A 26,205-nucleotide genomic window follows, 5' to 3' on the forward strand; every position below is an offset into this window, starting at 1 on the left:
ATGCGACTGCCCGACACCTACATCGCCGGCCTCGGGAGCTTCCTTCCCGAGACGGTGACCGTGGAGACCGCCGTCCGGCAGGGTCTCTACCCGGCCGAGAACGTCGACCTGCACGAGTACGCGGGCTGCGCGGTGGCGGGCCCGGTGCCCGCGCCGGAGATGGGCCTGCGGGGAGCGCAGGAGGCGGTCGAGCGCTCCGGCCTCGCCCCGACCGAGTTCGACCTGCTGCTCTACGCGTGCACCTGGCACCAGGGACCGGACGGCTGGCTGCCGCACTCCTACCTCCAGCGCTACCTGGTCGGCGGCGACGTCCCCGGGCTGGAGATCCGGCAGGGCTGCAACGGCATGTTCGCCGGGCTGGACGTCGCCGCGTCCTACCTGCACGCCGTCCCGGAGCGGGGGAGCGCGCTGCTCGTCGCCGCCGACAACTACGGGACCCCGCTGCTCGACCGGTGGCGGCCCGGCCTCGGCCTCGCGCTCGGGGACGCCGCCACGGCGGTCGTCCTCACCAAGCGGCCGGGCTTCGCGCAGGTCCTGTCCGTCGGGTCCACGACGATCCCCGAGGGCGAGGAGATGCACCGCAGCGGCGAGCCGGTGTTCCCGCCGGGCGCGACCGTGGGCCGCACGCAGGACTTCGGGGCGCGGGCCGAGCACTACAACGCCAAGCGCCCGGCGGGGAGCGCGGCGCTGAAGGAGCTGCCCGACCGGATCACCAAGCTGGCCTTCCAGGTCCTGGACGAGGCCGGCGTCGGCATCGACCAGGTCACGCGGGTCGGCTACGTGAACCACTCCCGGGAGATCGTCGAGCAGCGCTGCATGGCCCTGCTCGGGCTGCCGCTGTCCAAGTCCGTCTGGGAGTACGGCCGGACGATCGGGCACTGCGGCGCCAGCGACCAGTTCCTCGCCTTCCACCACCTGCTCGCCACGGGCGAGCTGCTGCCCGGGGACCACATGCTGCTCGTCGGCATGGCCCCCGGCGTCGTCCTCTCCGCCGCCGTGATCAAGGTGCTGGAGATCCCCGCGTGGCTGAACGAAGGGAAAGCCCCATGACGGTCGGAACAACCGGCGCGGCGCCGGTCGCGGTGATCGGGATCGGCTGCCGCCTGCCGGGCGACGTGACCTCGCCCGCCGACTACTGGACGCTCATGACCGGCGGCGCGGACGCCTCCGGCGAGGTCCCCGGCGAGCGGTGGAGCGACTACGCCGACCTCGGCCCCGAGTACCGGACGGCCCTGCGCCAGGCGGTCACGAAGGGCAACTTCCTGCCGCACATCGACCGGTTCGACGCCGCGTTCTTCGGGATCCCGCCCCGCGAGGCCGCGACGATGGACCCGCAGCACCGCCTGGTGCTGGAGGTCGCGTGGGAGGCGCTGGAGCACGCGGGCGTCCCGGCGGGCTCGCTCGCCGGCACCGACGCCGGCGTCTTCGTCGGCGTCTGCACCGCCGACTACGGCGGCCAGATCCTGGAGGACCTGCCGAGCATCGAGGCGCTGACCGGGATCGGCGCGGCGACCTGCGCGGTCGCCAACCGGCTCTCCCACGTGCTCGACCTGCGCGGCCCGAGCATCGCGATCGACACGGCGTGCTCGGCGTCGCTCGTGGCCGTTCACCTCGCGTGCCAGAGCCTGCGCCTCGGGGAGAGCAGCATCGCGTTCGCGGGCGGCGTCAACGTGCTCGTGTCGCCCGGCCAGACCCTCACGCTCGGCGCGGCGGGCGCGCTCTCCCCCGACGGGCGCAGCAAGTCCTTCTCCGCCGCCGCCGACGGCTACGGTCGGGGCGAGGGCTGCGGCGTCGTGCTGCTCAAGCTGCTGGCCGACGCCGAGCGGGACGGCGACCCGATCCTCGCCGTCGTCCGGGGCAGCGCCGTCAACCAGGACGGCCGCACCAACGGGATCATGGCGCCCTGCGGGACCGCGCAGGAGCACGTCATGGTCCGCGCCTGCGCGAGCGCCGGGCTGGACCCGGCGACGGTGGACTACGTCGAGGCGCACGGCACCGGCACGCCGGTCGGCGACCCGATGGAGGCCGCGGCGCTGGCCGCCGTCTACGGCGCGGACCGTCCGGCCGACGAACCGTGCCTGGTCGGGTCGGTGAAGGCCAACATCGGGCACCTGGAGGGCGCGGCCGGGATCGCCGGGGTGATCAAGGCCGTCCTCGCCCTGGACCGCGCCGAGGTGCCCGGCACCCGCCTCGAAGGGCCGCCGAACCCCGCGATCGCGTGGGACGGGTCGGGCCTCGACCTCGTCACCGAGACGACGCCGTGGCCCGAGCGCGACCACCCGCGCCGCGCCGGGGTCTCGGGCTTCGGCTACGGCGGGACGGTCGCCCACATCGTCCTGGAGCAGGCGCCGCCGCGTCCGGCCGCGACCGTCCCGGCGGACCCGGCGGGCCGCCGGCTCTACCCGCTGTCGGCGGCCTCGGCGGAGTCGCTGCGCACGGCGGCGGCGGCGCTCGCCGACCGGCTGGACGCCGCGGACCCGCCGCCGCTCGCCTCGCTCGGCCACACGCTCGCGCTGCGCCGCGAGCACCTCGCCGAGCGCGCGGTCGTCGCCGCCGACGGCCGGACGGAACTGGTCGCGCGGCTGCGCGCGCTCGCCGACGGCACGCCCGAGGGCGGCGTGGTCACCGGCCGCCGCGCGCCGCACCGGGGCCGGGGCCTCGTCTGGGTCTTCTCCGGCCACGGCTCGCAGTGGGTCGGGATGGGCCGCGAAATGCTGGACGAACCCGCGTTCGCACAGGTCATCGACGAGCTGGACCCGATCTACCGGGAGGAGATCGGCTTCTCGCCCCGCCAGGTCCTGCTGGACGGCGACCTCGGCGAGGTGGACCGCGTCCAGACGATGATCTTCGCGATGCAGACGGGCCTCGCCGCGCTCTGGCGCACGGTCGGCGTGGTCCCGGACGCGGTGATCGGGCACTCGGTCGGCGAGATCGGCGCGGCGGTGGCCGCCGGGGCGCTGTCCCTGGCCGACGGCGGCCGGCTGATCTGCCGCCGGTCCCGGCTGCTGCGCGAGGTCGCGGGCAAGGGCGGCATGGTCATGGTGCCGCTGTCCTTCGCCGCGACCGAGGAACGGCTCGCCGGACGCACCGACGTCGCGGCGGCGATCGCGGCCTCGCCCGCCTCGACGGTCGTCGCGGGCGACGCCGACGCGGTCCGGGCGCTGCGCGAGGAGTGGACGGCCGAGGGGCTGCGCGTCCTGGAGGTCGCCTCGGACGTGGCGTTCCACAGCCCGCACATGGACCCGCTGCTGGACCGCCTCACGTCCGCCGCCGCGGGGCTGGAGCACCGGCCGACGACGGTGCCGATGTACAGCACGTCGCTGCCCGACCCGCGCGCCACGCCCGCGACCGGCGGCGCGTACTGGGCCGGGAACCTGCGCAACCCCGTCCGGCTCGTGGACGCCGTCACGGCCGCCGCCGAGGACGGCCACCTCGAGTTCCTGGAGGTGTCGCCGCACCCGGTCGTGGCCCACTCGATCAACGAGACGCTCGGCGAGCTGGACCTCGACGACGCGTTCGTCGGGACGACGCTGCGCCGCAACCGCCCCGAGCAGGCCACCCTCCAGAACGCCCTGGCCGCCCTGCACTGCCGGGGGATCGAGGTGGACTGGACCGTCCTGCAATCGGACGGCGGACTCGTCGGCCTGCCCGGCTACCCGTGGCAGGAGACCGTCCACTGGTACCAGCGGTCGGTGCCCGCGCGCGGCGTCGGCGGCGGGCACGACGTCGACCGGCACACCGTGCTCGGCGCGCGCGAGAGCATCGCGGGCAGCGCGGTCCAGGTGTGGCGGACGGTCCTCAACGACGACAACCGTCCCTACCCGGGCAGCCACGCGCTCAACGGGGTGGAGATCGTCCCGGCGGCCGTGCTTACCGAGACGTTCCGGGAGGTCACGGGCGGCGGCGTCCTCGTGGACGTCGAGATGCGCCAGCCGCTGCTGACGGCCAGCCCGCGCGAGGTCCAGGTGGTGCTGGACGGGACCGAGCTGCGGCTCGCGTCCCGGCCCGTCACCGGCCCCGGCGAGGACGAGCCCCCGTGGCTGATCCACGCCACGGCGACGGCGGACGCCGGCCCGGCCGAACTCGCCGACCGACTCGCCGACCCGGGCGAGCACCGCCTCCTGCCGGCCGACCCCGCGCTGATCCACCGGCGGCTGGCCGAGGTCGGCGTCCCCTCGACCGGGTTCGACTGGACGGCCACCGACCTGCTCTACGGCGTCGGCATGGCGCAGGCGACCGTCCACTCGACGCAGACCGGGACGTGGGCGGCGGCGATGGACGCCGTCATGTCCATCGCGCCCGCCGCGTTCTCCGGCGCCCCGGAACTGCGCATGGTCGTCCACATCGACGACATCGTCGTCACGGGCGAGCCGCCGGAGACGTTCACGGTCGAAGTGGCGCTGGACGACACGGCCGAGGACACCGTCAACGCGCTCGTCGCCGACGCGGACGGCGTCGTCGTCGCGCGGCTGTCCGGGCTCCGCTACCCGGTCATCGACCCGCCGGAGGAGACCGCCGTCGAGTCCGGCGAGGAGCAGCAGCGCTCCTTCGCCGGGATCCCGCCGGAGGAACTGCGCGCCCTCGTCCTGGAGGAGGTCGCCGGGCAGATCGCGACCGAGATGGGCCTCGCCCTCGCCGACCTGAACCACCGGCGCCCGCTGCTGGACCAGGGCCTCGACTCGGTCATGACCGTGGCGATCCGGCGCCGGCTGGAGAAGCGGTTCGGCACAAGGCTCGCGGCGACCGTCTTCTGGGAGCGGCCGACCGTCACCGCGATCGCCGAGCACCTCGTCGAGCTGCTCGCCCCGGAGGAATCGTGAGGTTCCTGTTCGTGACGGGCGGCAGCGCGGCCACCGTGTTCGCCCTCGCGCCGCTGGCCCACGCGCTCCGCCTGGAGGGCCACGAGGTCTTCATGGCGGCGAACGAGCCCATGGTCCCGGTCATCGCGGCGGCGGGCCTGCCCGCCGTCTCGCTGACCCCGCTGCCGATCAGCCACTTCATCTCCACCGACCGCTCCGGCGCGCCGGTCGAGATCCCCACCGACCCGGCCGGGCAGGCGCTGTTCACCGGGCGGTGGTTCGGCCGGATGGCCGCCGCGAGCCTGCCCGCCCTGCGCGCGCTGGCCGCGGACTGGCGTCCGGACGTCCTCGTGGGCGGCACGATGTGCTACGCCGTCCCGCTGCTCGGCGCGGAACTCGGCATCCCGCACGTCCGGCACGCGTGGGACGCCATCGAGGCCACCGCCATCGACCCGGGCGCCGACGAGGAGCTGAAGCCGGAGCTGGCGGCCCTCGGGCTGACGGCGGTCCCCGCGCCCGACCTGTTCGTCGACCTGTGCCCGCCGAGCCTGCTCCCGCCCGGAGCGGCGCCCGGCGGCCAGCGGATGCGGCTCGTCCCCGGCGGCGGGCAGCGCCTGCTGGAGCCCTGGATGTACGCCCGGGGCGAGCGCCGCCGCGTGCTCGTCACGGCGGGCAGCCGGGTCGCGCCCGACCCCGACCACTCCTACCTCAGCGGCGCGTACGCGTTCCTGCGGGACCTCGTCGCCACCGTGGACGCGCTCGACGCCGAGATGCTCGTCGCCGCGCCCGAGCCGGTCGCCGCCGAGGTGCGCGCCGAACTGGACGGCGTGCGCGCCGGCTGGATCCCGCTCGACGTCGTCGCCCCGACCTGCGACCTCATCGTCCACCACGGCGGCGGCGTCACCAGCCTCACCGCGATGAACGCCGGCGTCCCGCAGGTCGTGATGCCGCAGGGGACGGTGCTGGTGCCCGCCGCCGAACGGCTCGCCGCCTACGGCGCGGCGGTGACGCTCGGCGACACCGGCCCCGAGGCGGTCGCGGACGCGTGCGACCGCGTCCTGTCCACCCCGTCCTTCCGGGACCGGGCCGGGGCGCTGGCCGAGGAACTCCACGCCCTTCCGCTCCCCGCGGAGGTGGCCGGCCGCATCGAGGCGCTGGCCGCGTGAGCCCGCCGCAACGCTCAAGGAGACAGCCCTGTGAAAGCCCTCGTGTTGTCCGGGGGGACCGGCACCCGCCTGCGTCCCTTCAGCCACTCCATGCCCAAACAGCTCATGCCCGTCGGTAACAAACCCGTGCTCGAACACGTCCTGGACAACGTCCGGGCGATGGGCGCGACCGAGGTCGGCATCATCGTCAACCGGTGGGCGCCGGAGATCAGGAGCCGGATCGGCGACGGTTCGGCGCTCGGGATCGACGTCACCTACCTGCCCCAGGACGGCCCCCGGGGCCTCGCGCACACCGTGATCGTCGCCCGGGAGTTCCTCGGCGACGACGACTTCGTCATGTACCTCGGCGACTCGATGCTCGGCGACGGCGACCTGGCCGAGATCTCCGCCGAGTTCCAGCGGACGCGGCCGGACGCGCACGTCGTCGTCGGCAAGGTCGCCGACCCGCGCGCCTTCGGGGTCGTCGAGCTGGACCGCGACGGCGCGGTCGTCCGGCTGGAGGAGAAGCCCGAACGGCCGCGCAGCGACCTCGCGCTCACCGGCGTCTACTTCTTCACTGCGGCCGTCCACGCGGCCATCGACGCGATCGAGCCGAGCGCGCGCGGCGAACTGGAGATCACCGACGCGATCCAGTGGCTCGTGTCGGCGGGCGCGCGGGTGCGCGCCAGCCAGTTCGGCGGCTACTACCGCGACACCGGGCGCGTCGAGGACGTCCTGGAGTGCAACCGCAAGGTGCTGGAGAACCTGCGGCCGAAGATCTCCGGGGCCGTGGAGGACAGCGAGCTGATCGGCTCGGTCGTGGTCGAGGCCGGCGCGCGCGTCGTGCGGTCGCGCATCGAGGGCCCGGCGATCGTCGGGGCGGGCAGCACCGTGGTGGACTGCCGGGTCGGCCCGCACACGTCGATCGGGGACGGCTGCGTGCTCGACGAGGTCGCCATCGACTACTCCATCGTGCTGGACGGCGCCACGCTGACCCGGACCGGCGGGCTGCGCGCCTCGCTCATCGGACGGCACGCCTCGGTCGGCGGCCCGTCCGAGGGCGGCACGCGGCGGCTCGTGCTCGGCGACCACAGCCGCGTCGAGACCGCGGCGTAGGGGCGCCCGCGATGGAGATCGTGGGACGCGGCTTCCTCGCCGGGCACCTCGGCCGGATCGCCGAAAGCCACCCGCGGACGGTGGTCATCGCGGCCGGCGTCTCGTGGGCGGCGTGCACGTCCGAACGGGACTTCGCGCGCGAGACGGCGCTGGTGGACGAGGTGGCCCGCACCTGCAAGGAGCGCGGCCACCGGGTGGTGTTCTTCTCGACGGCGACGTCCGGGATCTACGGCCCGGACGGCCCCGGACGGGAGGACGACGCCGTCACCCCCGGCTCGCCCTACGGCGCGCACAAGATCGCCCTGGAGGAGCGGGTCCGCGCGTCGGGCGCCGACCATCTCGTGCTGCGGCTCGGGCACGTCGTCGGCGGCGGCCAGCCCCCGCACCAGCTCCTGCCGACGCTCGTCCGGCAGATCCGGGAGGGCCGGGTGCGGGTCTTCGGCAACGCCTCCCGGGACCTCATCGACGTCGCCGACACCGTGACGATCGTGGACCGCCTGCTCGGCCTCGGCCTCACCGGCGCCACCGTCAACGTCGCGTCCGGAACGGCGATCCCCGTCCCCCGGCTGGTCGACCACCTCGCGGACCGCCTGGGCCTCGCGCCCGAGCGCGAGGACGTCGCGGCGGGCAGCCACTACGTCGTGTCGATCGAGCGGCTCAAGGCGCTCGTCCCGGACGTCGCGGCGATGGGCTTCGGCCCGGACTACTACCGGAAGGTCCTCGACGGCTACGTCGAGGCGGACATCACGGGAGCGACCTGATGCCACCACTGCTCGTCCCGCGCCGGGACGACGCGCTGCCCGAACGGCTGGCCCGGTCCGCGGCCGAACGGCGGGGCACGCTGATCCGGACGGAGGAGGTCCTCGGCTGGATCGACGAACGGCGGCGGGCGAACCGGTTCCGCGTGGAGCGGATCCCCTTCGAGGCGATGCGGGGCTGGTCCTTCGACCCGTCCACCGGGAACCTCGGCCACGACAGCGGACGCTTCTACACCGTCGAGGGCTACCACGTCACGATCGGGCGGGGCGTCGAGCGCGAGTGGCGCCAGCCGATCCTGAACCAGCCCGAGCACGCCATCCTCGGGCTGCTGACCAAGACGTTCGACGGCGTCCTGCACGTCCTCATGCAGGCGAAGATGGAGCCGGGGAACTGCAACCTCGTCCAGCTCTCGCCGACGGTGCAGGCCACCTGGAGCAACTACACCAAGGTCCACAAGGGCGGGGACGTCCGCTACCTGGAGTACTTCCTCGGCCCCCGCCGCGGCCGGGTGCTGGCCGACTCGCTCCAGTCCGAGCAGGGCACCTGGTTCGACCGCAAGACGAACCGCAACATCGTCGTCGAGGTGGACGGGGACGTCCCCGAGCACCCCGACTTCTGCTGGCTGACCCTCGGCCAGATCGGCAGCCTGCTGCGGCAGGACAACGTCATCAACATGGACGCGCGGTCCGCGCTGTCGATCGTCCCGTTCACCTCGGGCGCGGACGCGGCCCTGCACGCCGACACCGACGTGCTGTCCTGGTTCACCGGGATGCGCACGTTCTACGACCTGCGCGCCGAGCGGATCCCGCTGGCCGAGGTGCCGCACTGGAAGCGCGGGCCGGACTCCATCGACCACGAGGACGGCCGGCACTTCAGCATCGTCGCCGTCGAGGTCGAGGCGGACACCCGCGAGATCACCGCGTGGACCCAGCCGCTGCTGCGCCCGTGCTCCGAGGGCGTCGCCTGCTTCCTCACCCGGACCTTCGACGGGGTGCCGCACTACCTCGCGCGGGCGCGCGTCGAGGGCGGGTTCGTGGACACGGTCGAACTCGGCCCGACCGTGCTGTGCCAGCCCGAGGACTACGCCCACCTGCCCGCCGCCGACCGGCCGCCCTACCTCGACCTCGTGCTCTCCGCCGACCCGGCGCGGATCCGTTTCGACGCCCGCCAGTCGGAGGAGGGCGGACGGTTCCTCGACGCCGTCCTGCGCTACCAGGTCATCGAGATCGACGACCTGCCGTACGACCCGCCCGACGACTACTGCTGGGTGACGCGCGACCAGCTCCGCGCGTTCGTCCAGCACGGTCATTACCTCAACGTCCAGGCGCGCACGCTCCTCACCGCCCTGAACTCGATGGAGGAGACCTGAGATGGGACCATCCGCCTTCCCGGTCGTCACCGGCGACCCGACCGTCGCGGTCATCGGACTCGGCTACGTCGGGTCCTGCGTCGCGGCCGTGCTCGGCAGCCAGGGACTCGACACCATCGGCGTCGACACCGACGTCACGCTGATCGACGAACTCAACCGCGGCCACTGCCGCTTCCAGGAAGAGGAACTGGCGGGCCTGCTCGCCAAGGGGATGGAGGTCGGCGCGCTGAAGGTCACCACCGAGCTGTCGGCGGTGTCGGCGGCCGACGTGGTGCTGATTGCGGTCGGCACCCCCGTCCGCGCGGACGGCTCGCTCGCCGAGGAGCAGCTGCGCAGCGCCTGCGAGGGCATCGCGGGCGTCATCCGGCCGGGCCAGCTCCTCGTGCTCAAGAGCACCGTCCCGCCCGGCACGACCCGCGACCTCGTGCTGCCGATCCTGGAGCGGAGCGGGCTGCGCGCGGGCGAGGACTTCGGGCTCGCGTTCACGCCCGAGCGGCTGGCCGAGGGCACCGCGCTCAAGGAGCTGCGCACGTTCCCGATCGCGATCGGCGGGCTGGACGCGCCGAGCCTCGCGGGCGCGACGGACTTCTGGCAGCGGGCGCTCGGCGTCCCGACGATCCCGATGGAGTCGCTGGAGGCGGCGGAGATCGTCAAGCTCGCCGACAACTGGTGGATCGACCTCAACATCGCGCTCGCCAACGAGCTGGCGAAGTTCTGCGCGCTCTACGACGTGGACGTCCTGGACGTCATCGCCGCCGCCAACACCATCCCGAAAGGGCGCGGGAACGTCAACATCCTGCTCCCGAGCGTCGGGGTCGGCGGCTCCTGCCTGACCAAGGACCCGCTGATGGTGTGGCAGTCGGCGCTGCGGCGCGGGCTGGACATCCGCACCGCGCCGGTCGGCCGCGAGGTCAACGCCGCGATGCCCGGCTACACCGCGCAGGTGATCCTGGACGGGCTCGCGGCGGCCGGCAAGGACCCGGCGGACGCGACCGTCGCGGTGCTCGGGCTCGCGTTCAAGAACAACACCGGCGACCTGCGCGCGACGCCCGTCCAGGGCGCGGTCGAGGCGCTGCGGGCGGCGGGCGTGCGCGTCCGCACCCACGACCCGCTGGTGGACGCCGACCACGCCGAGCGGCTGACCGGCGTCCGTCCGACGGGCTCGGTGCAAGAGGCGTGCGAGGGCGCCGACGCCATCGCGGTGCTCGCCCTCCACCGCGAGTTCGAGGACGTGGACTTCGGCGCGCTGCCGGTCGCGGACTCCTGCCTGGTCGTGGACGGCCGGGCGTACTACCCCAAGGCCAAAATCGCCGAACTCCGCGCGCAGGGGTTCGTCTATCGCGGAATCGGACGGTGACGACATGTCTCGTGTCGTAGTGACGGGCGGCTGCGGCTTCATCGGCGGCCATCTGGTGGAGCGGCTGGTCGCCGACGGCGACGAGGTGACCGTCTTCGACGCGGCCCCGCCCGGGGACCGGCGGCCGGTGCCCGACGGCGTCCGGTACGTCGCGGGCGACATCCGCGACCCCGAGGCCGTCGGCGCGGCGATCGACGACCGGACCGACACCGTGTACCACCTGGCGGCGGTCGTCGGCGTGGACCAGTACCTGGCCCGGCCGCTGGACGTCATCGACATCAACTTCTCCGGCTCGCGCACGGTGCTGGACGCGGCGACGCGGGCCGGCGCCCGGGTCCTCATGGCCAGCACCAGCGAGGTCTTCGGCAAGAACCCCGCCGTGCCGTGGCGGGAGGACGGCGACCGGGTGCTCGGCCCGACGTCCGCCGACCGCTGGACCTACTCGTCCAGCAAGGCCCTCACCGAGCACCTGACGTACGCGTTCGCCCGGCAGCACGGCACCGCCGCGACGGTGATCCGCTACTTCAACGTCTACGGGCCCGGGCAGCGGCCCGCGTACGTCGTCAGCCGCAGCGTCCACCGCGCGCTGAACGGCCTGCCGCCCGTCGTCTACGACAACGGCATCCAGACCCGGTGCTTCACCTTCATCGAGGACGCCGTCGAGGGCACCGTGCGCGCCGCCCGCGCGGCGGCCGGCGCGGGCGAGACGTTCAACATCGGCAGCATGACCGAGACCACCGTCAAGGAGGTCATCGAGGTGGTGAACGAGCTGGCCGGCTTCGGCGGGCCGGCGCGCGACACCGACACGCGCGAGGCGCTCGGGCCGTCCTACGAGGACCTGTCGCGCCGCGTCCCCGACAGCACGAAGGCGCGGGACGTGCTCGGCTGGAGCTGCCAAGTGCCGCTGGAGGAGGGCCTGCGCCGGACGGTCGCGTGGGCGCGCGAGAACCCTTGGTGGCTGGCGCTTTCGGACACCGGAGCCGCTTGACATGAACCTCGGTTCAACCCGGAGCCTGAAGCCATGGACGTAGAGATCACACTGGACGTCATCTGTTCCTGGTCGTACGTGGGTTTCACGCGGTTCCGGCGGGCGGCGGACCGGGCGCGGGCGGAGGGACGGGACGTCACCACGCGGTTCCGCCCCTTCGAGCTCGCGCCCGGCGCGCCGACCGACGGGGTGCCGCTCCTGGACGCCATCCGGTTCGCGTTCGGCGACCACGGCGTCGAGGCGACGGCACGGGTCATCCCGATCGCCGCCGCCGAGGGACTCGTGCTGAACTACGAGAAGGGGATCGCCACCGGCACCTTCGACGCGCACCGGCTGATCGCCCAGGCCGACGCGCAGGGCCTCGGCGAGGACATGGTCGAGCGCCTGTTCCGGGCGCACTTCACCGACGGGCTGCACGTGGGCGACCCGGACACGCTCGCCCGCCTGGCCGCCGAGGTCGGCGTCGTCTGGGACGGCGCCGCCGGGACCGGCGAGCTGCGGGCGGCCCTGGACAAGGTGCGGGACGAAGGCGTGCGCGGCGTCCCGATGTTCGCGTTCGCCGGCGGCCCCACCCTCACGGGCGCCGTCGGGGAGGGCGATCTGTCGGCCGCCCTCGCGGCCTGAACCCCGCGGCGCCCGCACCCGCGAAACCGCCCTCCGGCTCCGGCCGGAGGGCGGTTTCGTCGTTTCTCCAGCGCTTCGGGCCTGTGGATCAGTCCGCGCCGTCCTTGTCCTCCGGCGGGTCCAGCAGCCGCGGCCCGGGGCCCTCGCGGCCCAGGCTGTCGTGCGGGTTGGCCAGCGAGCAGAGGTCGATGGACAGGCAGCCGCAGCCGATGCACCCGGTCAGGTTGTCGCGGAGCCGCGTCAGCCGCTCGATCCGCGCGTCGAGCTGGTCGTGCCAGCGGCGGGACAGGACCTCCCAGTCCTCCCGGGTGGGCGTGCGCTCGTCGGGCAGCAGGGACAGCGCCTCCCGGATCGTCGCGAGCGGGATCCCGACGCGCTGCGACACGCGGACGAACGCCACGCGGCGCAGCGTGTCACGGGCGTACCTGCGCTGGTTGCCGCTGGTCCGCCGGCTGGAGATCAGGCCCGCGCGCTCGTAGTAGCGCAACGTGGAGGTGGGCACGCCGCTGCGCGCGCCCAGCTCGCTGATCGTCATCTCCTTGGCGGTCCAGCTGAGTTCCGGCCGTTCGTCCGGCATCCGCGTACGCTATCCGTCCGACCCGGCGGCGAACATCGCGAGCAGCGGGGGCGGGAACGCGCCGCCGGCCGCCGCCGCGCCGGTGAACCGGGTGGCGAGGTCGGTCAGCCGGGCCGTGCCCGCCGGTCCGAGGTGCTCGTAGGGCGCGAGGTCGAGCCGGTCGGTCTCCTCTTCGAGGTCGTCGCGGAACTGCGCGCCCTCTTCGGTGAGCCGTCCGTCCTCGTCCAGCAGGTCCCGGTCCCGCAGTCGCGCCTGCGCGGCGGCCCAGTCGTCCTCGGTCCAGCCGCGCTTGAGCATCACCATGTCCTTCGTCAGGCCGCCCTCGCGGGAGCAGTCGAGGACGAGCGCGTCCAGCCCGTACAGCTCGGCCTCCGCCAGCAGCGCGAGGTGGCCGTCGCCGCGGTGCTCGCGCAGCAGGGTGGCCGCGTGCCACAGCGCGAGGTGCGGCTCGTCGGGCACGGGCAGGTCGGCGTGGGCGGCGTAGAGCGCCCGTCCGGGGCGCAGCCCGGCCTCGGCCGCGCGCAGCGCCAGCTCGGCGGCCTCGGCCATCTCCGGCGCGCCGACGACCTCCGCGCCGAGGCACCGGCGCAGGATCGCGTCGGCGGCGGCGCGGCGCAGCTCCTGGACGCGGCCGGGGTCGGCGAGCGTCCAGATCCGGGGCAGGTGGGACGCGAGCATGGCGTGGCTGAAGCTGTAGAACGCCGCGCTGACGGGTCCGGGCCCGACCGGGCCGAGCGCGGCGGCGCGTCCGGCGACGTAGCAGGCCATCGGGTCGTCGAACCCGTGGTCGGCCAGCGCCTTGTCGAAGTCGGGGGAGAAGTAGATCGTGGAGTGCAGCGAGTTGAGCATGACGCTGCACTGGCGGCCCGCGTGCCGCGCGAGCGCGGTCACCGCCGGTCCTCGATCGTCGCGGGCAGCTCGCCGGCGCTCCAGCCGAGGTGGAACGCGAGCCGGCACAGTCGCCAGCCCGCGTCCGTCCGGACGGCGTCGGCCTCGTAGTGGCCGCCGATGTCGAACAGCGACTCGGGCCGGGCGGCGCCGTGGTTGACGTGCGTCGCCACGATCTGCGCGCGGACGGTGGCGCGGTCGCCGTCCAGCGCGATGATGTGGTTGCCGCTGAGGTGGTGCGTGCGCGCCCACTTCCGCTTGGCCTTCACCTGGTGCTCGGCGAGGCCGGACAGCCCGGCGTACCCGCCGATGGGGAAGTCGAGCAGGACGTCGTCGGTGAAGATCGACCCGTACCAGGCGTCGTCCAGGCCGCGCTCGTCGGCGGTGTCGAGGGCGATCATGTACTGGTCGACCAGCGCGGAGATCGCGGCGCGGTCGGTGAGGGCGCGGACCTCGCGGTGCAGCGCGGCCAGCTCGTCGGCCGACCTCTGGTCCGGCTCGTGGGTCGTCGTGTCATGGCTCGGGGCCACTGTCAGCTCCTTCGCGTCGTGAGGGCGGCGGCGTCGCGCAGCTCGTCCAGGAGTTCGGCCTGCCGCAGGCTCGCCGCGCCGTCGCAGGTTCCGGCGGCCACGGCGCGGGCGAAGGCGGTGACCGTGGCGACCACCTGGTCCTCGGCGTCGAGCGGCGGCTCCTCCACCCCGGACCGCCGTTCGACGCGCACCCGCGGCCGGTGGTCGGCGGGCGGGGTGAAGGCGCGGTCGACGGTGATCCGTCCCTCGCCGCCGTGCAGGGTGTAGGTCGAGACGTAGGCGTGTTCGAGGCCGAACGTCAGGTGCGCGGCGACTCCGTCCGGCGTCCGCAGCAGGGCCGCGCCGAGCGTGTCCACGCCGGTCACCCGCCCGCTGGACAGCATCGAGCCGACGACCGTCAGGTCCGGGCCGAGGAAGTGCAGGGCCGCGCGCACCGGGTAGACGCCGACGTCCCACAGCGCGCCGCCGCCGAGGTCGGCGTCGTAGCGGATGTCGCCGGGGGCCAGGCGCGGGATGGTGAACGCGGCGTGGAAGGCCCGGAGTTCGCCGATCGCGCCGCCGGAGACGAGCGCGCGCACCGCGGCGTGCTGGCCGTGATGGACGAACATGACGTTCTCCATCAGCACGAGCCCCCGCGACCGGGCCAGCGCGAAAAGTTCCGCCGTGCGCTCGGACGAAAGCGTGAGCGGTTTCTCCGCGAGCACGTGCTTTCCCGCGAGAAGGGCCCGTTCGACCCATTCCGCGTGCAGGGCTGCGGGCAGCGGGACGTAGACGGCGTCGACGTCGTCCGCCGCCAGCAGGCCCGCATAGCCGTGGACCGGGCGGCAGCCGAACGCGCGCGCCGTCTCGGCCGCACGCTCGGCGCTCCTGCTGGCCACGGCGACCGGGACGACGCCCGGTGCCGCGGCCATCGCCGGGAGGAGCCGCCGCACGGCGATGTCCGCGCAGCCAATGACGCCTATCCGCAGTGGTGGTGTCATTATTTTCCGGGCTCCTCGGGCCGGGGACATTTCTTCCGCCAATTTTCCGGGAATTGCCGGAAGGGGGTCAATCCCGGCACCGCTAGGTTTTGACTAAGTGGCCGCCCGGTCGGCCGCGCCCGCCGCGAACTGCGCGTTGTGGAGCCGGGTGTAGGGGCCGTCGGCGGCCAGCAGTTCGTCGTGCCGGCCGCGTTCGACGATCCGGCCGTCCTCCATGACGAGGATCAGGTCGGCGTCGCGGATCGTGGACAGGCGGTGCGCGATGACGAAGCTCGTCCGGTTGCTGCGCAGCGCGGTCATGGCCCGCTGGATCAGCAGCTCGGTGCGCGTGTCGACCGCGCTCGTGGCCTCGTCCAGGATGAGCACGGACGGGTCGGCCAGCAGCGCGCGGGCGATGGTGATGAGCTGCCGCTCGCCCGCGCTGACGGTCGTGCCCTCGTCGTCGAGGACGGTGTCGTAGCCGTCGGGCAGCGTCCGCACGAACGGGTCGACGTAGGTGGCGCGCGCGGCCTCCTCCACGGCGTCGCGGCTCGCGCCGGCCGCGCCGAACGCGATGTTCTCGGCGATCGTCCCGTGGAACAGCCAGGTGTCCTGGAGGACCATGCCGGTCCGGGAGCGCAGGTCGCGCCGGGTCATCTCGGTGACGTCCACGCCGTCGAGGGTGATGCGCCCGCCCGTCACCTCGTAGAACCGCATGAGCAGGTTCACGAGCGTCGTCTTGCCCGCGCCGGTCGGGCCGACGATGGCGACGGTCTCGCCCGGCCGCACCGACAGCGACAGGTTCTCGATCAGCGGCTTGTCCGGCGTGTAGCGGAACGAGACGTCGTGGAACTCGACCCGTCCCTCGTTCGCCGCGGGGGTCTTCGGCCGGAACGGGTCGGGCGACTGGTCCGGGGCGTCCAGCAGGTCGAAGATCCGGGCCGCCGAGGCGTAGCCGGACTGGATCAGGTTGGACACGCTCGCGACCTGCGTGATCGGCTGCGAGAACTGCCGGGAGTACTGGATGAACGCCTGGACGTCGCCGAGGCTCAGCGACCCGGACGCGACCTTGAGCCCGCCGACGACCGCGATGAGGACGAAGCTGAGGTTGCCGACGAACATCGTCGCGGGCTGGATGATCCCGGACAGGAACTGCGCGCGCAGGCTCGACCGGTACAGCTCGTCGTTGCGCTCGCGGAACTCGGCGACCGCCGCGTCCCGGCGGCCGAACGCCTTGACGACGGAGTGGCCGGTGTAGGTCTCGTCCACCTGCGCGTTGAGCCGTCCGGTCGCGGCCCACTGTTCGAGGAACTGGGGCTGCGACCGCTTGCCGAGCCGCGCCGTGACGTACATCGACAGCGGCACGGTGACCAGCGCGATCAGCGCCAGCAGCGGCGAGATCACCAGCATGATCGCCAGCACGCCGACCACGGTCAGGATCGAGGTGAGCAGCTGGCTGAGCGTCTGCTGGAGGACCTGCGCGACGTTGTCGACGTCGTTGGTGATCCGGCTGAGCACCTCGCCGCGCGGCTGCGTGTCGAAGTAGGCGAGCGGCAGCCGGTTCAGCTTGTCCTCGGCCTGCGCGCGGAGCCGGAACATGGCCCGCTGGACGGCGGCGGCGGTGATGCGTCCCTGGAGGATGCCGAGCCCGGCGGCCACGGCGTAGATCGCGAGCACCGCCAGCAGGACGTGGCCGAGCGCGGTGAAGTCCACGCCGTGCCCGGGGCGCACCGGCACCGATCCGAGCAGGTCGGCCCGGTCGCCGTGGCCCTCCTGGCGCAGCCGCTCGGCCGCCTCGGACGTGCTGACGCCCGCCGGGAGGCCGCGGCCGAGCACCCCGGCGAGGACGAGGTTGGTGGCCTTGGCGAGGATCTTCGGTCCGATGACGGTGAGCGCGACCGAGGCGATCCCGAGCACGACGCCGACGGCGATGAGCGGCCGTTCGGGCCGCAGCAGGGCGCGCAGCCTGCGCGTCGTCGGGCCGAACGCGAGCGACTTCTCGTCGACGGGACGCGGCGGGGGGACGGGAACGCCCATCAGGCGGCCTCCTGCTCCGTGAGCTGGGAGAGAACGATCTCCCGGTAGGTCGGGGAATCGGCCATGAGCCGCCGGTGGGTGCCGGTGCCGGTGATCTCGCCGTGGTCGAGCACGACGATCCGGTCGGCGTCGCGGACGGTGTTGACCCGCTGCGCGACGATCACGACGGTCGCCTCGGCCGTCTCGTCGGCCAGCGCGGCGCGCAGCGCGGCGTCGGTGGCGTAGTCGAGCGCGGAGAACGAGTCGTCGAACAGGTAGATCTTCGGGCGCGGGACGAGCGCGCGGGCGATGGCGAGGCGCTGCCGCTGGCCCCCGGACAGGTTGCCGCCGTTCTGCTCGATCCGCGCCTCCAGGCCGTCCGGGAGGGCCGCGACGAAGTCCTCGGCCTGGGCGACGCGCAGCGCGTGCCACAGCTCGTCGTCGCTCGCGTCCGGACGGCCGTAGCGCAGGTTGGACGCCACCGTGCCGGAGAACAGGAACGGGCGCTGCGGGACGTAGCCGACCTCCCGCGCCAGCAGGGCCGGGTCGATCTTGCGGACGTCCACGCCGCCGACCAGCACCGTCCCGGCGCTCGCGTCGAGCAGCCGGGGGACGAGCGCGAGCAGCGTGGACTTGCCGCTGCCGGTGCTGCCGATCACGGCGGTCACCTCGCCGGGGCGCGCGACGAGGTCGATCCCGTGCAGCACCGGCTGCGCCGCGCCCGGATAGCTGAACCCGACGTCGCGGAACTCCAGCACCCCCGGCTCGGGCAGCGCGGTCACCGCGTCCGCCGGCGGCCGGCCGGACGGCTCGGTGCCGAGCACCTCCTCGATCCGCTCGGCGGAGACCTCGGCGCGCGGCGCCATCATGAACATGAAGGTCGCCGTCATCACCGACATCAGGATCTGCATCAGGTAGCTGAGGAACGCGGTCAGCGCGCCGATCCGCAGGTCGCCCCCGTCCACGCGGTGCCCGCCGAACCACAGGACGGTGACGCTGGACAGGTTGAAGACGAGCATCACGGCGGGGAACATCAGCGCCGTGAGGTAGCCGACGCCGAGCGACACGTCCCGCACCCGGGCGTTGGCCGCCGCAAAGCGGTCCCGCTCGTCGTCCTCCCGGACGAAGGCGCGGACCACCCGGACGCCGCCGATCTGCTCGCGGATGATGCGGTTGAGCCCGTCCACCCGGTCCTGCATCACGCGGAACAGCGGACGCAGCCGGACGATGATCGCCCCGATCGTCACGCCCAGGACCGGCACGATGACCAGCAGCAGGGCCGACAGCCCGACGTCCTGGTTCAGGGCCAGCAGCACGCCGCCGACGGCGGTGAGGGGCGCCGCCACGACGGTGATCAGCGTCATCACGGCCAGCGACTGCACCTGGAGGACGTCGTTGGTGGTCCGCGTGATCAGCGACGGGGTGCCGAGCCGTCCCATCTCCTCGGCCGAGAACCGGTGGACCTGCGTGAACACCGCCTCGCGCAGGTCACGGCCGAGGCCGAGCGCGATCCGCGTGCCGAAGTACAGCGCGCCGAGGCTCGCGGCCACCTGCACCAGCGAGGCGGCGATCATGATCCCGCCGGAGCGGAGAATGTAGGACGTGTCGCCGCGCAGCACACCGTTGTCGATGATCTGGCCGTTCAGCGTCGGCAGGTAAAGCGTGGCCAGCGCCTGCACCGATTGCAGGAGGACGACCATGTACAGGGGTTTGCGGTAGCGGTGCGCATATCTGCGCACGAGCCGGATCAGCACGTTGACCGTCCTCATGGGAAATGCGGCGTGTCAACCGAAGGCTGCACGTTGAACCAAGGTTCAAGTCAAGCCGTTTCAGCGGTGCGCGGCGCGTCCGGCGAATGCGCGGTCGACGTCCTCGGCGTGATAACGCGTGCGTCCGTTCTCCGAGCGCCGCCGCCACCGCTGCTCGCTCGCCATCCGGTAGATGCTGCCCGGGGCGGCGTTCCACAGCCGCGCGATGTCGCCGGTGCTCAGCCACAGTTCCCCGGTCCGGCCGATCCGCCCGCTGAGCGCGACCCACTGGTCGTCGGTCCAGCGGTGCGCGGGGTCGGTGTCGCAGACGATCACCGCGCGGTCGCGGGTCTCGGCGACGAGGCTGCCCGGGCAGTCGTCCTCCACGCACGGCCCGACCGGCACCCGGCGGGCCCGGTCGGGGTAGGCGATCCTGCGGGCGGCGCGCGTCAGCCGCCCGATCTCGGCGCCGAAGTCGGCGGCGGCCTCGTGCCCGGCCAGCCAGTCCAGATGGCGTTCCAGGAACGCGGCCATCGCGGTCACCTCGCGCCTCGGCAGCCCGACCCGGCGCTGGTCGGCGACCAGGTCGCTCCAGGACGCGAGCAGCGCGACGATCGCGGACCGGATCTCGGCCGCGCCCGCGTTGAACGGCAGTCCGGGCAGGCCCCCGCCGGTCGTCCGGTCGCCGCGCCGGCCCGTCCCGTCCAGGCGGCGGCCGGTCTCGGCGTACAGCGCGGGCAGCCCGCGCAGCGCCGTCGCGACGCCGTCCCGGCACGGGCGGCACAGGCGCGCGCCCCCGGCCACCGGGCCCGGCGTGTCGCCGGACCTGCATTTCTTCGCGGAGCAGAGCGCTCCCCGCCGGACGTGCGCAACCGAATTTCCGTCCATTGCTGTCCCCTTTGCGGCGGCCTGGCCGATGTTCGGGACAGTAGTTCCGGCATTTATCCGGAACAAGGAGAGCAGCCCTAGGACTTCGCTAAGCGAATTTAATCCGGCACGTCGCGGTCCCGGGCGAGGAGGGCGAGGTCGAGGGCCGTCACGGCGACGGCGGCGGCGAAGGGGGCGTGCGGGGAGCGGTCGGCGAGGGCGCGGGCGGTGAGCGTCAGGGCGCAGGCCGCCGCCAGGGCGGCGAGGGTCGCGCGGGCCGGACGGGCGGCGGCGAGCAGCGCGGTCGCGGCGATCGGGGGGACGGGCGTCAGGGCGCGGGCGCGGGACGCGCCGAGGCGGTGCGGCCAGCCGTGGACGCCGTTGGAGCGATCCATGTCCAGGTCGGGCAGCGCGTCGGCCAGATGCGCTCCGCAGCCGAGGACGGCCGACGCCGCCACCACCGTCCAGTCCGCGCCGTCTCGCGGGCGCGCGAGGCCCACGAAGGCGGGGAGGGAGGCGAAGCCCGCCGCGTAGGGCAGCCAGGACAGCGCCGTTCCCTTGAGGCCGAGGTCGTAGGCCCATGCGGCGGCGACACCGGTGAGGTGGGCGGCCCCGGCCCGCCGTCCGGCCGCCAGCGACAGCGGGACGCACGCCGCGAGCGCCCCGGCCGCCGCGCCCCACACCGCGCCCGGGGGCACCGCGCCGTCCGCGACGGGCTTGCCGCCGCGTCCGGACGCCCGGTCGCGCTTCGCGTCCAGCGCGTCGTTGCACCAGCCCACCGACGCCTGGCCCGCCAGCACCGCGCCCGCCACCAGGCAGCGCTGCCTGTGGGAGTGGCCGGACGCGGCGGCGTACGCCGTGGTCAGCGCGGTGACCGCCAGGGACGGAACCGGGTGGCAGGACCGCGCCAGCGCGCGGACGAGCCGCCGCGACGCCCGTGGAGTGGCCATGGTCGCGACCCTAGGCGTCCGGTTCATCCGGCGGGCTTTTCTTTCATGGATTTTGTCCGAGGCATAGGCGGGTGCGGTGAAACGTCCGGGGATGGACCCCGGTGTGCGGGCGGCTCCGCCCGTCCACCCGGCCATCCGAGGTGCCCATGACCACGATTGCGTCCGTCCGCGGCGCGCTGCCCGTCCACCGCTACCCGCAGACGAAGATCACCGACACGTTCGCCGACGTCTGCGCGCTCGGCGGCACCCGGCGCGGCCTGCTGGAGCGCGTGCGGACGTCGGCGGGCGTCCAGTACCGCCATCTGGCCGTCCCGCTGGACGAGTACGCGCGCATCGACGGCTTCGGCGCGGCCAACGACCTCTACATCGAGCACGCCGCCGACCTCGCGGTCGAGGCGGCCGGCCGGGCGCTCGACGCGGCGGGCCTCACCCCGGCCGACGTGGACGTCGTCATGCTCGTGTCCGTCACCGGCATCGCCGCGCCCTCGCTGGACGCGCGGCTGGCGGCGCGGCTCGGGCTGCGGCCCGACGTCAAGCGCGTCCCGATCTTCGGGCTCGGCTGCGTCGGCGGCGCGGCGGGCCTCGCGCGGCTGCACGACCACCTGCGCGGCTGGCCGGACGCGGTGGGGCTGCTGCTGTCGGTCGAGCTGTGCTCGCTGACCGTCCAGCGCGACGACGACTCGATCGCCAACCTCGTCGCCGCCGCGCTGTTCGGGGACGGCGCCGCCGCCGTCGTCGCGTGCGGCGCTCGGCGCGGGGCCGAGCACGGCGGCCCGACCGTCGTCGCGAGCCGCAGCCACCTGTATCCCGACTCGCAGCACGTCATGGGCTGGCAGGTGTCCGGCGACGGGTTCCGGATCGTGCTCGACGCGGGCGTCCCGGACGTCGTCCGCACCTACCTCGCCGCCGACGTGGACGGGTTCCTCGCCGACCACGGTCTGACCCGCAAGGACGTCGCCGCGTGGGTGTGCCATCCGGGCGGGCCGAAAGTGCTGGAGGCGGTCGCCGAATCGCTCGACCTGCCGGACGGGGCGCTGGACGTCACCTGGGAGTCGCTGGCCGCGCAGGGCAACCTGTCGTCGTCCTCGGTGCTGCACGTGCTGCGCGACACCGTCGAGCGGCGGCCCGAACCCGGCGCGCCCGGCCTGCTGCTGGCGCTCGGCCCGGGGTTCTGCTCCGAACTCGTCCTGCTGCGCTGGTAGGCCGGGACATGTCGCCCTGGTACGTGGCGCTCGTCCTCGCCGTCGCCGCCGAACGGCTCGCCGAGACGGCCGTCGCCCGCGCCAACCTGCGGTGGAGCCTCGCGCGCGGCGGGTCCGTCCGGGACTCGGGGCAGCTTCCGGCGATGGTCGTCCTGCACACCGGGCTGCTGGCGGGCTGCCTGCTGGAGACCGACCTCGCGGCGCGCCCGTTCGTCCCCGCGCTCGGCTGGACGATGGTCGCGCTGGTCGTCGCGGCGCAGGCGCTGCGGTGGTGGTGCATCGCGGTGCTCGGACGGCAGTGGAACACCCGCGTCGTCGTCGTTCCGGGGCTCGGACGCGTGACGCGCGGCCCCTACCGCTTGTTCAGCCATCCCAACTATGTGGCGGTCGTGGTGGAAGGTGCGGCGCTGCCCCTCGTCCACAGCGCGTGGATCACCGCGCTGACGTTCACGGCGGCGAACGCGGTCGTGCTCGCCGTCCGGATCCGCTGCGAGGACGCCGCGCTGACCGCCCTCGGCCCGTGATCGACGTCCTCGTGGCGGGCGGCGGCCCCGCCGGGCTCGCCACCGCGATCTGCGCGGCGCGGGCGGGGCTGGAGACGGTCGTGGTCGAGCCCCGGCCGGGGCCGGTGGACAAGGCGTGCGGCGAGGGGCTGATGCCGGGCGGCGTCGCCGCGCTGCGCGACCTCGGCGCCGCGCCCGGCGGCCGTCCGCTGCACGGCATCCGGTACCTGGACGGCCGCCGCGCCGCCGAGGCCCGCTTCCACGACGGCGTCGGACGCGGCGTCCGGCGGACCGAACTGCACGCCGCGCTGCTGCGGTGCGCGTTGGACGCGGGCGTCGTGGTCGAGCCGGGACGCGTCCTCGACGTCCGGCAGGACGACGCCGCGGTCACCGCCGCCGGCCGCCGCGCCCGCTGGCTCGTCGCCGCCGACGGCCTGCACTCCCCGCTGCGCGCCGCGCTCGGGCTGGACGCGCCCGTCCGCGCCCCGCGCCGCTACGGCCTGCGCCGCCACTTCCGCGTCGCGCCGTGGACGGACGTCGTCGAGGTCCACTGGGCCGGGGACGGCGAGGCGTACGTGACGCCCGTCGCGGACGACCTGGTCGGCGTGGCGGTGCTCGGCCCGTCGGGGCGGCCCTACGACGACCGGCTCACGGACTTCCCGGCGCTGCGGGAACGGCTCACCGGCCCGGCCGCGACGGACGTGCGGGGCGCGGGGCCGCTGCGGCGGCGGGCGCGGCGCCGGGTCGCCGGACGGGTCCTGCTCGTCGGCGACGCGGCCGGGTACACCGACGCGCTCACCGGCGAGGGCGTGTCGCTGGCGCTGCGGTCGGCCGCCGCACTCGCCGCGTGCCTGGCGGCGGGGCGCCCCGAGGCGTACGAGGGGGAGTGGCGGGCGCTGTCGCGACGGCACCGGCTGCTGACCGGCGCGCTGCTGCGGGCGCGGCGCCGTCCGGTGTCGGGCCGCCTCATCGTGCCCGCCGCGCACGCGCTGCCCGCGGTGTTCGGGCTCGCGGTCCGGGCGCTCGCCTGATCTCAGGATCGGGCGCTGGGGGCCCGGGCGCCGGGCGGCACGACCAGGAGCGGACGGCACGCCTTCTCGGCGGTCGTGAACTGCTCGGACTCGGGATCGATGCCGGACTTCGCCGGGTCCAGTTCGAGGTCGCCCTTCGCGTTCGGGTCCGGGAAGTTCGCAATGCCCTTGTCGCGCATGCACTTGGAGTACTTGATCTGGTCGTCGCGGTACTTGCTCATGTTCGGATGCGACTTCCGGACGGGTTTCAGCGGCGCGCACGCTTTTTCGGCGGCCTGGAAAACGGGCGACTTTCCGTCGACCGCGTCGGGGCCGGGCGTGCCGACCGAGTTGCCGTCGGCGTCCAGGTCGGGGAATCCGGTGACGCCGTGCTCGCGCATGCATTTCGAGAAGGCGATCGGGTCGGCCTTCTCGGCGGGGTTGGTCGACGTTGTGGATCCGGCCACCCCCTTGCCTGACTCGTCCCCGCCGCACGCGCTCGCGAACAGGGCGACGGCCACGCATCCGATGGCCAGGAAAGCGGGCCCGCGCCACCGCGGCGCTTTCTTCTCGCCGGTGGAGCCACGGCTCTCTTCCATGTTCTTCCTCCGCAGTCCGACTTCCTCATCGGCGAAGCTAGGGGAGGAGCGGTTTCGGGAACGTCTCACCCGCGCCCGCCTTCGCCCGGAGGTCAGGGCCGCGCCAGCAGCCGGTCGACGAGCCCGGCGATGTAGTCCGGAGTGAGCGGGCCCGCGCCGAACAGGACGCGGATGTACATCGGGGCCATGACGTGGTCGAGGACGCCCAGCGCGTCGGGCGGCTGCTCGCCGCGCTCACGCGCGCGGTCGAGCATGCCCTGGACGAGCCGGGCGCGTTCGGCGAGAAAGTCGTCACGCGCCCGCAGACCCCGTTCGCCCCGGTTGGACAGGGCGACGACCAGGCGCAGCACCGCCAGGCCGTCGGGTCCCGTGATCTCGCGCGCCACCTGGGCCGCGTAGGCGTGCAGGTCGCCGGCCAGGGTCCCGGTGTCGGGCATCGGCGACTGGGCTTGCAGTCGCGTCAGCGCCACGTCGGTGAGCAGGGCCTCCAGCGTGCCCCACCGGCGGTAGACGCTGGTGTCGGCCACGCCCGCGCGGGCCGCGACGTCGCCGACCGTGAACTCGCCGTAGCCGCGCTCGCCGACCAGGTCCGTGACGGCCCGGTGCACCGCCGCGCGGACGCGTGCGCTCCGTCCGCCGGGCCGCCGGACCGGTTCTCGCTCTCCCATGGCGCCACATTATCGCAGTCGACAGTTGCGTTAAGACGCCCGATCGGCTAGCTTCCCTAAAGCAGTAACGAGCTGCTTTAGGGGGAACGATGAAGCCTGCATCGCCGGTGGCCCTGCCGAACCGGGCGGCGTTGCTCACGGTGACCTGCCTGGGGCAGTTCATGGTGCTGCTCGACAACACGATCGTCGGCGCGGCGCTGCCCGACATGCAGGAGCGGCTGCACACCCGGCTGACCGGACTGCAATGGATCGTCGACGCGTACGTGCTGCTGGTCGCCATGCTGTTGCTGTCCGGCGGCGTCTTCGCCGACCGCTTCGGGCGCAAGCGGATGTTCCTGGCCGGCGTCGTCGTGTTCACCGCGGCGTCCGTCGTGTGCTCCGCCGCGCCCTCGATCGGCTGGCTGATCGCGGGCCGGGTGCTGCAGGGCGTCGGGGCCGCGGCGCTGAGCCCCGCCTCGCTGGCCCTGCTCGCCGCCGCGTACCCGGTTCCGCAGGAGCGGGTCAGGGCGATCGGGCTGTGGGCCGGACTCAGCGGGATCGGGCTGGCCGCCGGGCCCGTGGCCGGCGGCGTCCTGGCGGAGGCCTTCGGCTGGCCCGCCATCTTCCTCGTCAACCTGCCCGTCGGCGCGGTCCTGCTGGTCGTCGGCCTGCGCGTGCTGGGCGAGTCCCGCAACCCGGGCGCGCCGGCGATCGACGTGCCGGGAACGGTCCTGTCCGTCCTGGCCGTGGGGGCGCTCACCTACGCGCTGATCGAGGGCGGCTCCCGCGGCTGGACCTCACCGCTGATCCTCGGCGGTTTCGCCGCCGGAGCCGTGGCCCTCGCCGTCTTCGTCGTCGTCGAAGGGCGAGTCGCGGCACCGATGCTGCCCTTGCGCCTCTTCCGGCAACGGCTGTTCGCGGTGTCCAACACGGCGATGATCGTGGTCGGTTTCGCGCTCATGGGCTCGTCGTTCTTCTTCTCCCAGTTCTTCGTCTACGTCCAGGGCAGCTCGATCCTGCGCGCCGGGATCCAGACCCTGCCCGCCACGCTCGCGATGGTCGTCGTCAGCCCGTTCGCGGGCCGGTCCGCCGCCCGGTACGGCCTCCGGATCATGGTCACCATCGGCCTGGCACTGGCCGGGCTGGGCCTGCTGGCCCTGGGCTTCGTGCACGCCGACACCGGCTACGCCGACGTGTGGTGGCGGCTGGCCGTGGTCGGCATCGGTTTCGCCCTGGCCATGTCCCCGCTGACCGGCGCCGCCATCCAGTCGGTCAGCCCGCAGGAGGGCGGCCTGGCCTCGGGCGTCAGCAGCACCACCCGGCAGATCGGCGCGGTCCTCGGTGTGGCGGTGCTCGGCGCCGTCGTCCGCACCCGGCAGTCCGGTGGCGCCTCCTTCGAGGAGGGACTCGACAGCGCCTTCGTCGTGGCCGGCCTCGTCACCCTGGCCACGGCCGTGTTCACCGGCCTGTGGCTGATCAGGAGCACGGAACCGGCACGTCCGGCGAGTCCCGCCCCGCGTGTTCACGAGGACACCGCGAGTCGGTGATCAGC

At 74.0% G+C, this 26,205-nt stretch carries 23 protein-coding genes; 13 read left to right on the forward strand and 10 right to left on the reverse strand.

Annotation, left to right across the window (positions count from 1 at the left end):
- Genes GQ466_RS03165 through GQ466_RS03205 form a run of 9 tightly spaced genes read left to right on the forward strand, consistent with a single transcriptional unit; the run spans position 1 to position 12,157 of the window.
- The gene (locus GQ466_RS03165) at positions 1-1,050 is read left to right on the forward strand and encodes a ketoacyl-ACP synthase III family protein (protein ID WP_161101240.1); all 1,050 of its coding nucleotides are present in this window, start codon (positions 1-3) and stop codon (positions 1,048-1,050) included.
- Entirely contained in the window at positions 1,047-4,820 is a 3,774-nt protein-coding gene (locus tag GQ466_RS03170; protein ID WP_161101241.1) for a type I polyketide synthase, read from the forward strand. The genes GQ466_RS03165 and GQ466_RS03170 overlap by 4 nt, the downstream gene beginning before the upstream one ends.
- Positions 4,817-5,965, forward strand: coding sequence for a nucleotide disphospho-sugar-binding domain-containing protein (locus GQ466_RS03175; protein ID WP_161101242.1), 1,149 nt, complete (start codon positions 4,817-4,819; stop codon positions 5,963-5,965). The genes GQ466_RS03170 and GQ466_RS03175 overlap by 4 nt, the downstream gene beginning before the upstream one ends.
- A gap of 30 nt (positions 5,966-5,995) precedes the next feature.
- Complete coding sequence (locus tag GQ466_RS03180; RefSeq protein WP_161101243.1) at positions 5,996-7,060, forward strand: glucose-1-phosphate thymidylyltransferase; 1,065 nt, start codon at positions 5,996-5,998, stop codon at positions 7,058-7,060.
- 11 nt (positions 7,061-7,071) lie between these two features.
- Complete coding sequence (locus tag GQ466_RS03185) at positions 7,072-7,821, forward strand: NAD-dependent epimerase/dehydratase family protein (protein WP_161101244.1); 750 nt, start codon at positions 7,072-7,074, stop codon at positions 7,819-7,821.
- Positions 7,821-9,188, forward strand: coding sequence for an NDP-hexose 2,3-dehydratase family protein (locus GQ466_RS03190; RefSeq protein ID WP_161101245.1), 1,368 nt, complete (start codon positions 7,821-7,823; stop codon positions 9,186-9,188). Before GQ466_RS03185 ends, GQ466_RS03190 begins: the two co-directional genes overlap by 1 nt.
- 1 nt (position 9,189) lies before the next feature.
- Positions 9,190-10,545: a nucleotide sugar dehydrogenase gene (locus GQ466_RS03195; RefSeq protein WP_161101246.1), complete on the forward strand. Its 1,356-nt coding sequence runs from the start codon at positions 9,190-9,192 to the stop codon at positions 10,543-10,545.
- A gap of 4 nt (positions 10,546-10,549) precedes the next feature.
- The gene (locus tag GQ466_RS03200) at positions 10,550-11,533 is read left to right on the forward strand and encodes an NAD-dependent epimerase/dehydratase family protein (RefSeq protein WP_161101247.1); all 984 of its coding nucleotides are present in this window, start codon (positions 10,550-10,552) and stop codon (positions 11,531-11,533) included.
- Positions 11,534-11,566: 33 nt separating this feature from the next.
- Positions 11,567-12,157, forward strand: a complete 591-nt coding sequence (locus GQ466_RS03205) for a DsbA family oxidoreductase (RefSeq protein WP_202419943.1) — start codon at positions 11,567-11,569, stop codon at positions 12,155-12,157.
- 88 nt (positions 12,158-12,245) lie between these two features.
- Here the strand turns inward: GQ466_RS03205 and soxR are convergent, their stop codons facing one another.
- The 8 genes from soxR to GQ466_RS03245 all read right to left on the reverse strand — a co-directional run bounded on the left by soxR (position 12,246) and on the right by GQ466_RS03245 (position 20,692).
- Positions 12,246-12,734, reverse strand: a complete 489-nt coding sequence (gene soxR / locus GQ466_RS03210; protein WP_161101248.1) for a redox-sensitive transcriptional activator SoxR — start codon at positions 12,732-12,734, stop codon at positions 12,246-12,248.
- Between the two features lie 9 nt (positions 12,735-12,743).
- Positions 12,744-13,625: an SCO6745 family protein gene (locus GQ466_RS03215; protein WP_202419944.1), complete on the reverse strand. Its 882-nt coding sequence runs from the start codon at positions 13,623-13,625 to the stop codon at positions 12,744-12,746.
- A complete protein-coding gene (locus tag GQ466_RS03220) occupies positions 13,622-14,152 on the reverse strand; it encodes a nuclear transport factor 2 family protein (RefSeq protein ID WP_202419945.1) in 531 nt (176 codons plus the stop codon). The genes GQ466_RS03215 and GQ466_RS03220 overlap by 4 nt, the downstream gene beginning before the upstream one ends.
- Before the next feature lie 2 nt (positions 14,153-14,154).
- Entirely contained in the window at positions 14,155-15,162 is a 1,008-nt protein-coding gene (locus GQ466_RS03225; RefSeq protein ID WP_337193298.1) for a Gfo/Idh/MocA family protein, read from the reverse strand.
- Between the two features lie 63 nt (positions 15,163-15,225).
- Positions 15,226-17,148 (reverse strand): ABC transporter ATP-binding protein, encoded by a 1,923-nt coding sequence (locus GQ466_RS03230; RefSeq protein WP_161101250.1) that lies wholly within the window; start codon positions 17,146-17,148, stop codon positions 15,226-15,228.
- Positions 17,148-18,881: an ABC transporter transmembrane domain-containing protein gene (locus tag GQ466_RS03235; RefSeq protein ID WP_161101251.1), complete on the reverse strand. Its 1,734-nt coding sequence runs from the start codon at positions 18,879-18,881 to the stop codon at positions 17,148-17,150. The genes GQ466_RS03230 and GQ466_RS03235 overlap by 1 nt, the downstream gene beginning before the upstream one ends.
- Positions 18,882-18,956: 75 nt before the next feature.
- Positions 18,957-19,679 (reverse strand): hypothetical protein, encoded by a 723-nt coding sequence (locus GQ466_RS03240; protein WP_161101252.1) that lies wholly within the window; start codon positions 19,677-19,679, stop codon positions 18,957-18,959.
- A 182-nt stretch (positions 19,680-19,861) separates the two neighbouring features.
- Positions 19,862-20,692: a UbiA family prenyltransferase gene (locus GQ466_RS03245; RefSeq protein ID WP_202419947.1), complete on the reverse strand. Its 831-nt coding sequence runs from the start codon at positions 20,690-20,692 to the stop codon at positions 19,862-19,864.
- Positions 20,693-20,838: 146 nt separating this feature from the next.
- Here GQ466_RS03245 and GQ466_RS03250 point away from each other — a divergent pair, with 146 nt between their 5' ends.
- The 3 genes from GQ466_RS03250 to GQ466_RS03260 are packed head-to-tail and all read left to right on the forward strand — an operon-like array spanning position 20,839 to position 23,428.
- Positions 20,839-21,894 (forward strand): type III polyketide synthase, encoded by a 1,056-nt coding sequence (locus GQ466_RS03250; RefSeq protein ID WP_161101254.1) that lies wholly within the window; start codon positions 20,839-20,841, stop codon positions 21,892-21,894.
- Between the two features lie 8 nt (positions 21,895-21,902).
- Complete coding sequence (locus GQ466_RS03255) at positions 21,903-22,418, forward strand: isoprenylcysteine carboxyl methyltransferase family protein (RefSeq protein WP_161101255.1); 516 nt, start codon at positions 21,903-21,905, stop codon at positions 22,416-22,418.
- Positions 22,415-23,428 carry an FAD-dependent monooxygenase gene (locus GQ466_RS03260; RefSeq protein WP_161101256.1) on the forward strand — a complete coding sequence of 338 codons (1,014 nt, stop codon included), beginning with the start codon at positions 22,415-22,417 and terminating at the stop codon, positions 23,426-23,428. The genes GQ466_RS03255 and GQ466_RS03260 overlap by 4 nt, the downstream gene beginning before the upstream one ends.
- Before the next feature lie 2 nt (positions 23,429-23,430).
- Here the strand turns inward: GQ466_RS03260 and GQ466_RS03265 are convergent, their stop codons facing one another.
- Together GQ466_RS03265 and GQ466_RS03270 are read right to left on the reverse strand one after the other, a co-directional pair.
- Positions 23,431-24,006, reverse strand: a complete 576-nt coding sequence (locus GQ466_RS03265) for a hypothetical protein (RefSeq protein ID WP_161101257.1) — start codon at positions 24,004-24,006, stop codon at positions 23,431-23,433.
- Positions 24,007-24,098: 92 nt separating this feature from the next.
- Positions 24,099-24,674 carry a TetR/AcrR family transcriptional regulator gene (locus GQ466_RS03270; RefSeq protein WP_161101258.1) on the reverse strand — a complete coding sequence of 192 codons (576 nt, stop codon included), beginning with the start codon at positions 24,672-24,674 and terminating at the stop codon, positions 24,099-24,101.
- Between the two features lie 89 nt (positions 24,675-24,763).
- Between GQ466_RS03270 and GQ466_RS03275 the strand changes: the two genes are divergently transcribed.
- The gene (locus GQ466_RS03275) at positions 24,764-26,200 is read left to right on the forward strand and encodes an MFS transporter (RefSeq protein ID WP_161101259.1); all 1,437 of its coding nucleotides are present in this window, start codon (positions 24,764-24,766) and stop codon (positions 26,198-26,200) included.
- Positions 26,201-26,205: the final 5 nt, after the last annotated feature.

Origin of the sequence: Actinomadura rayongensis (assembly GCF_009831215.1) — a bacterium.
GTDB lineage: Bacteria > Actinomycetota > Actinomycetes > Streptosporangiales > Streptosporangiaceae > Spirillospora > Spirillospora rayongensis.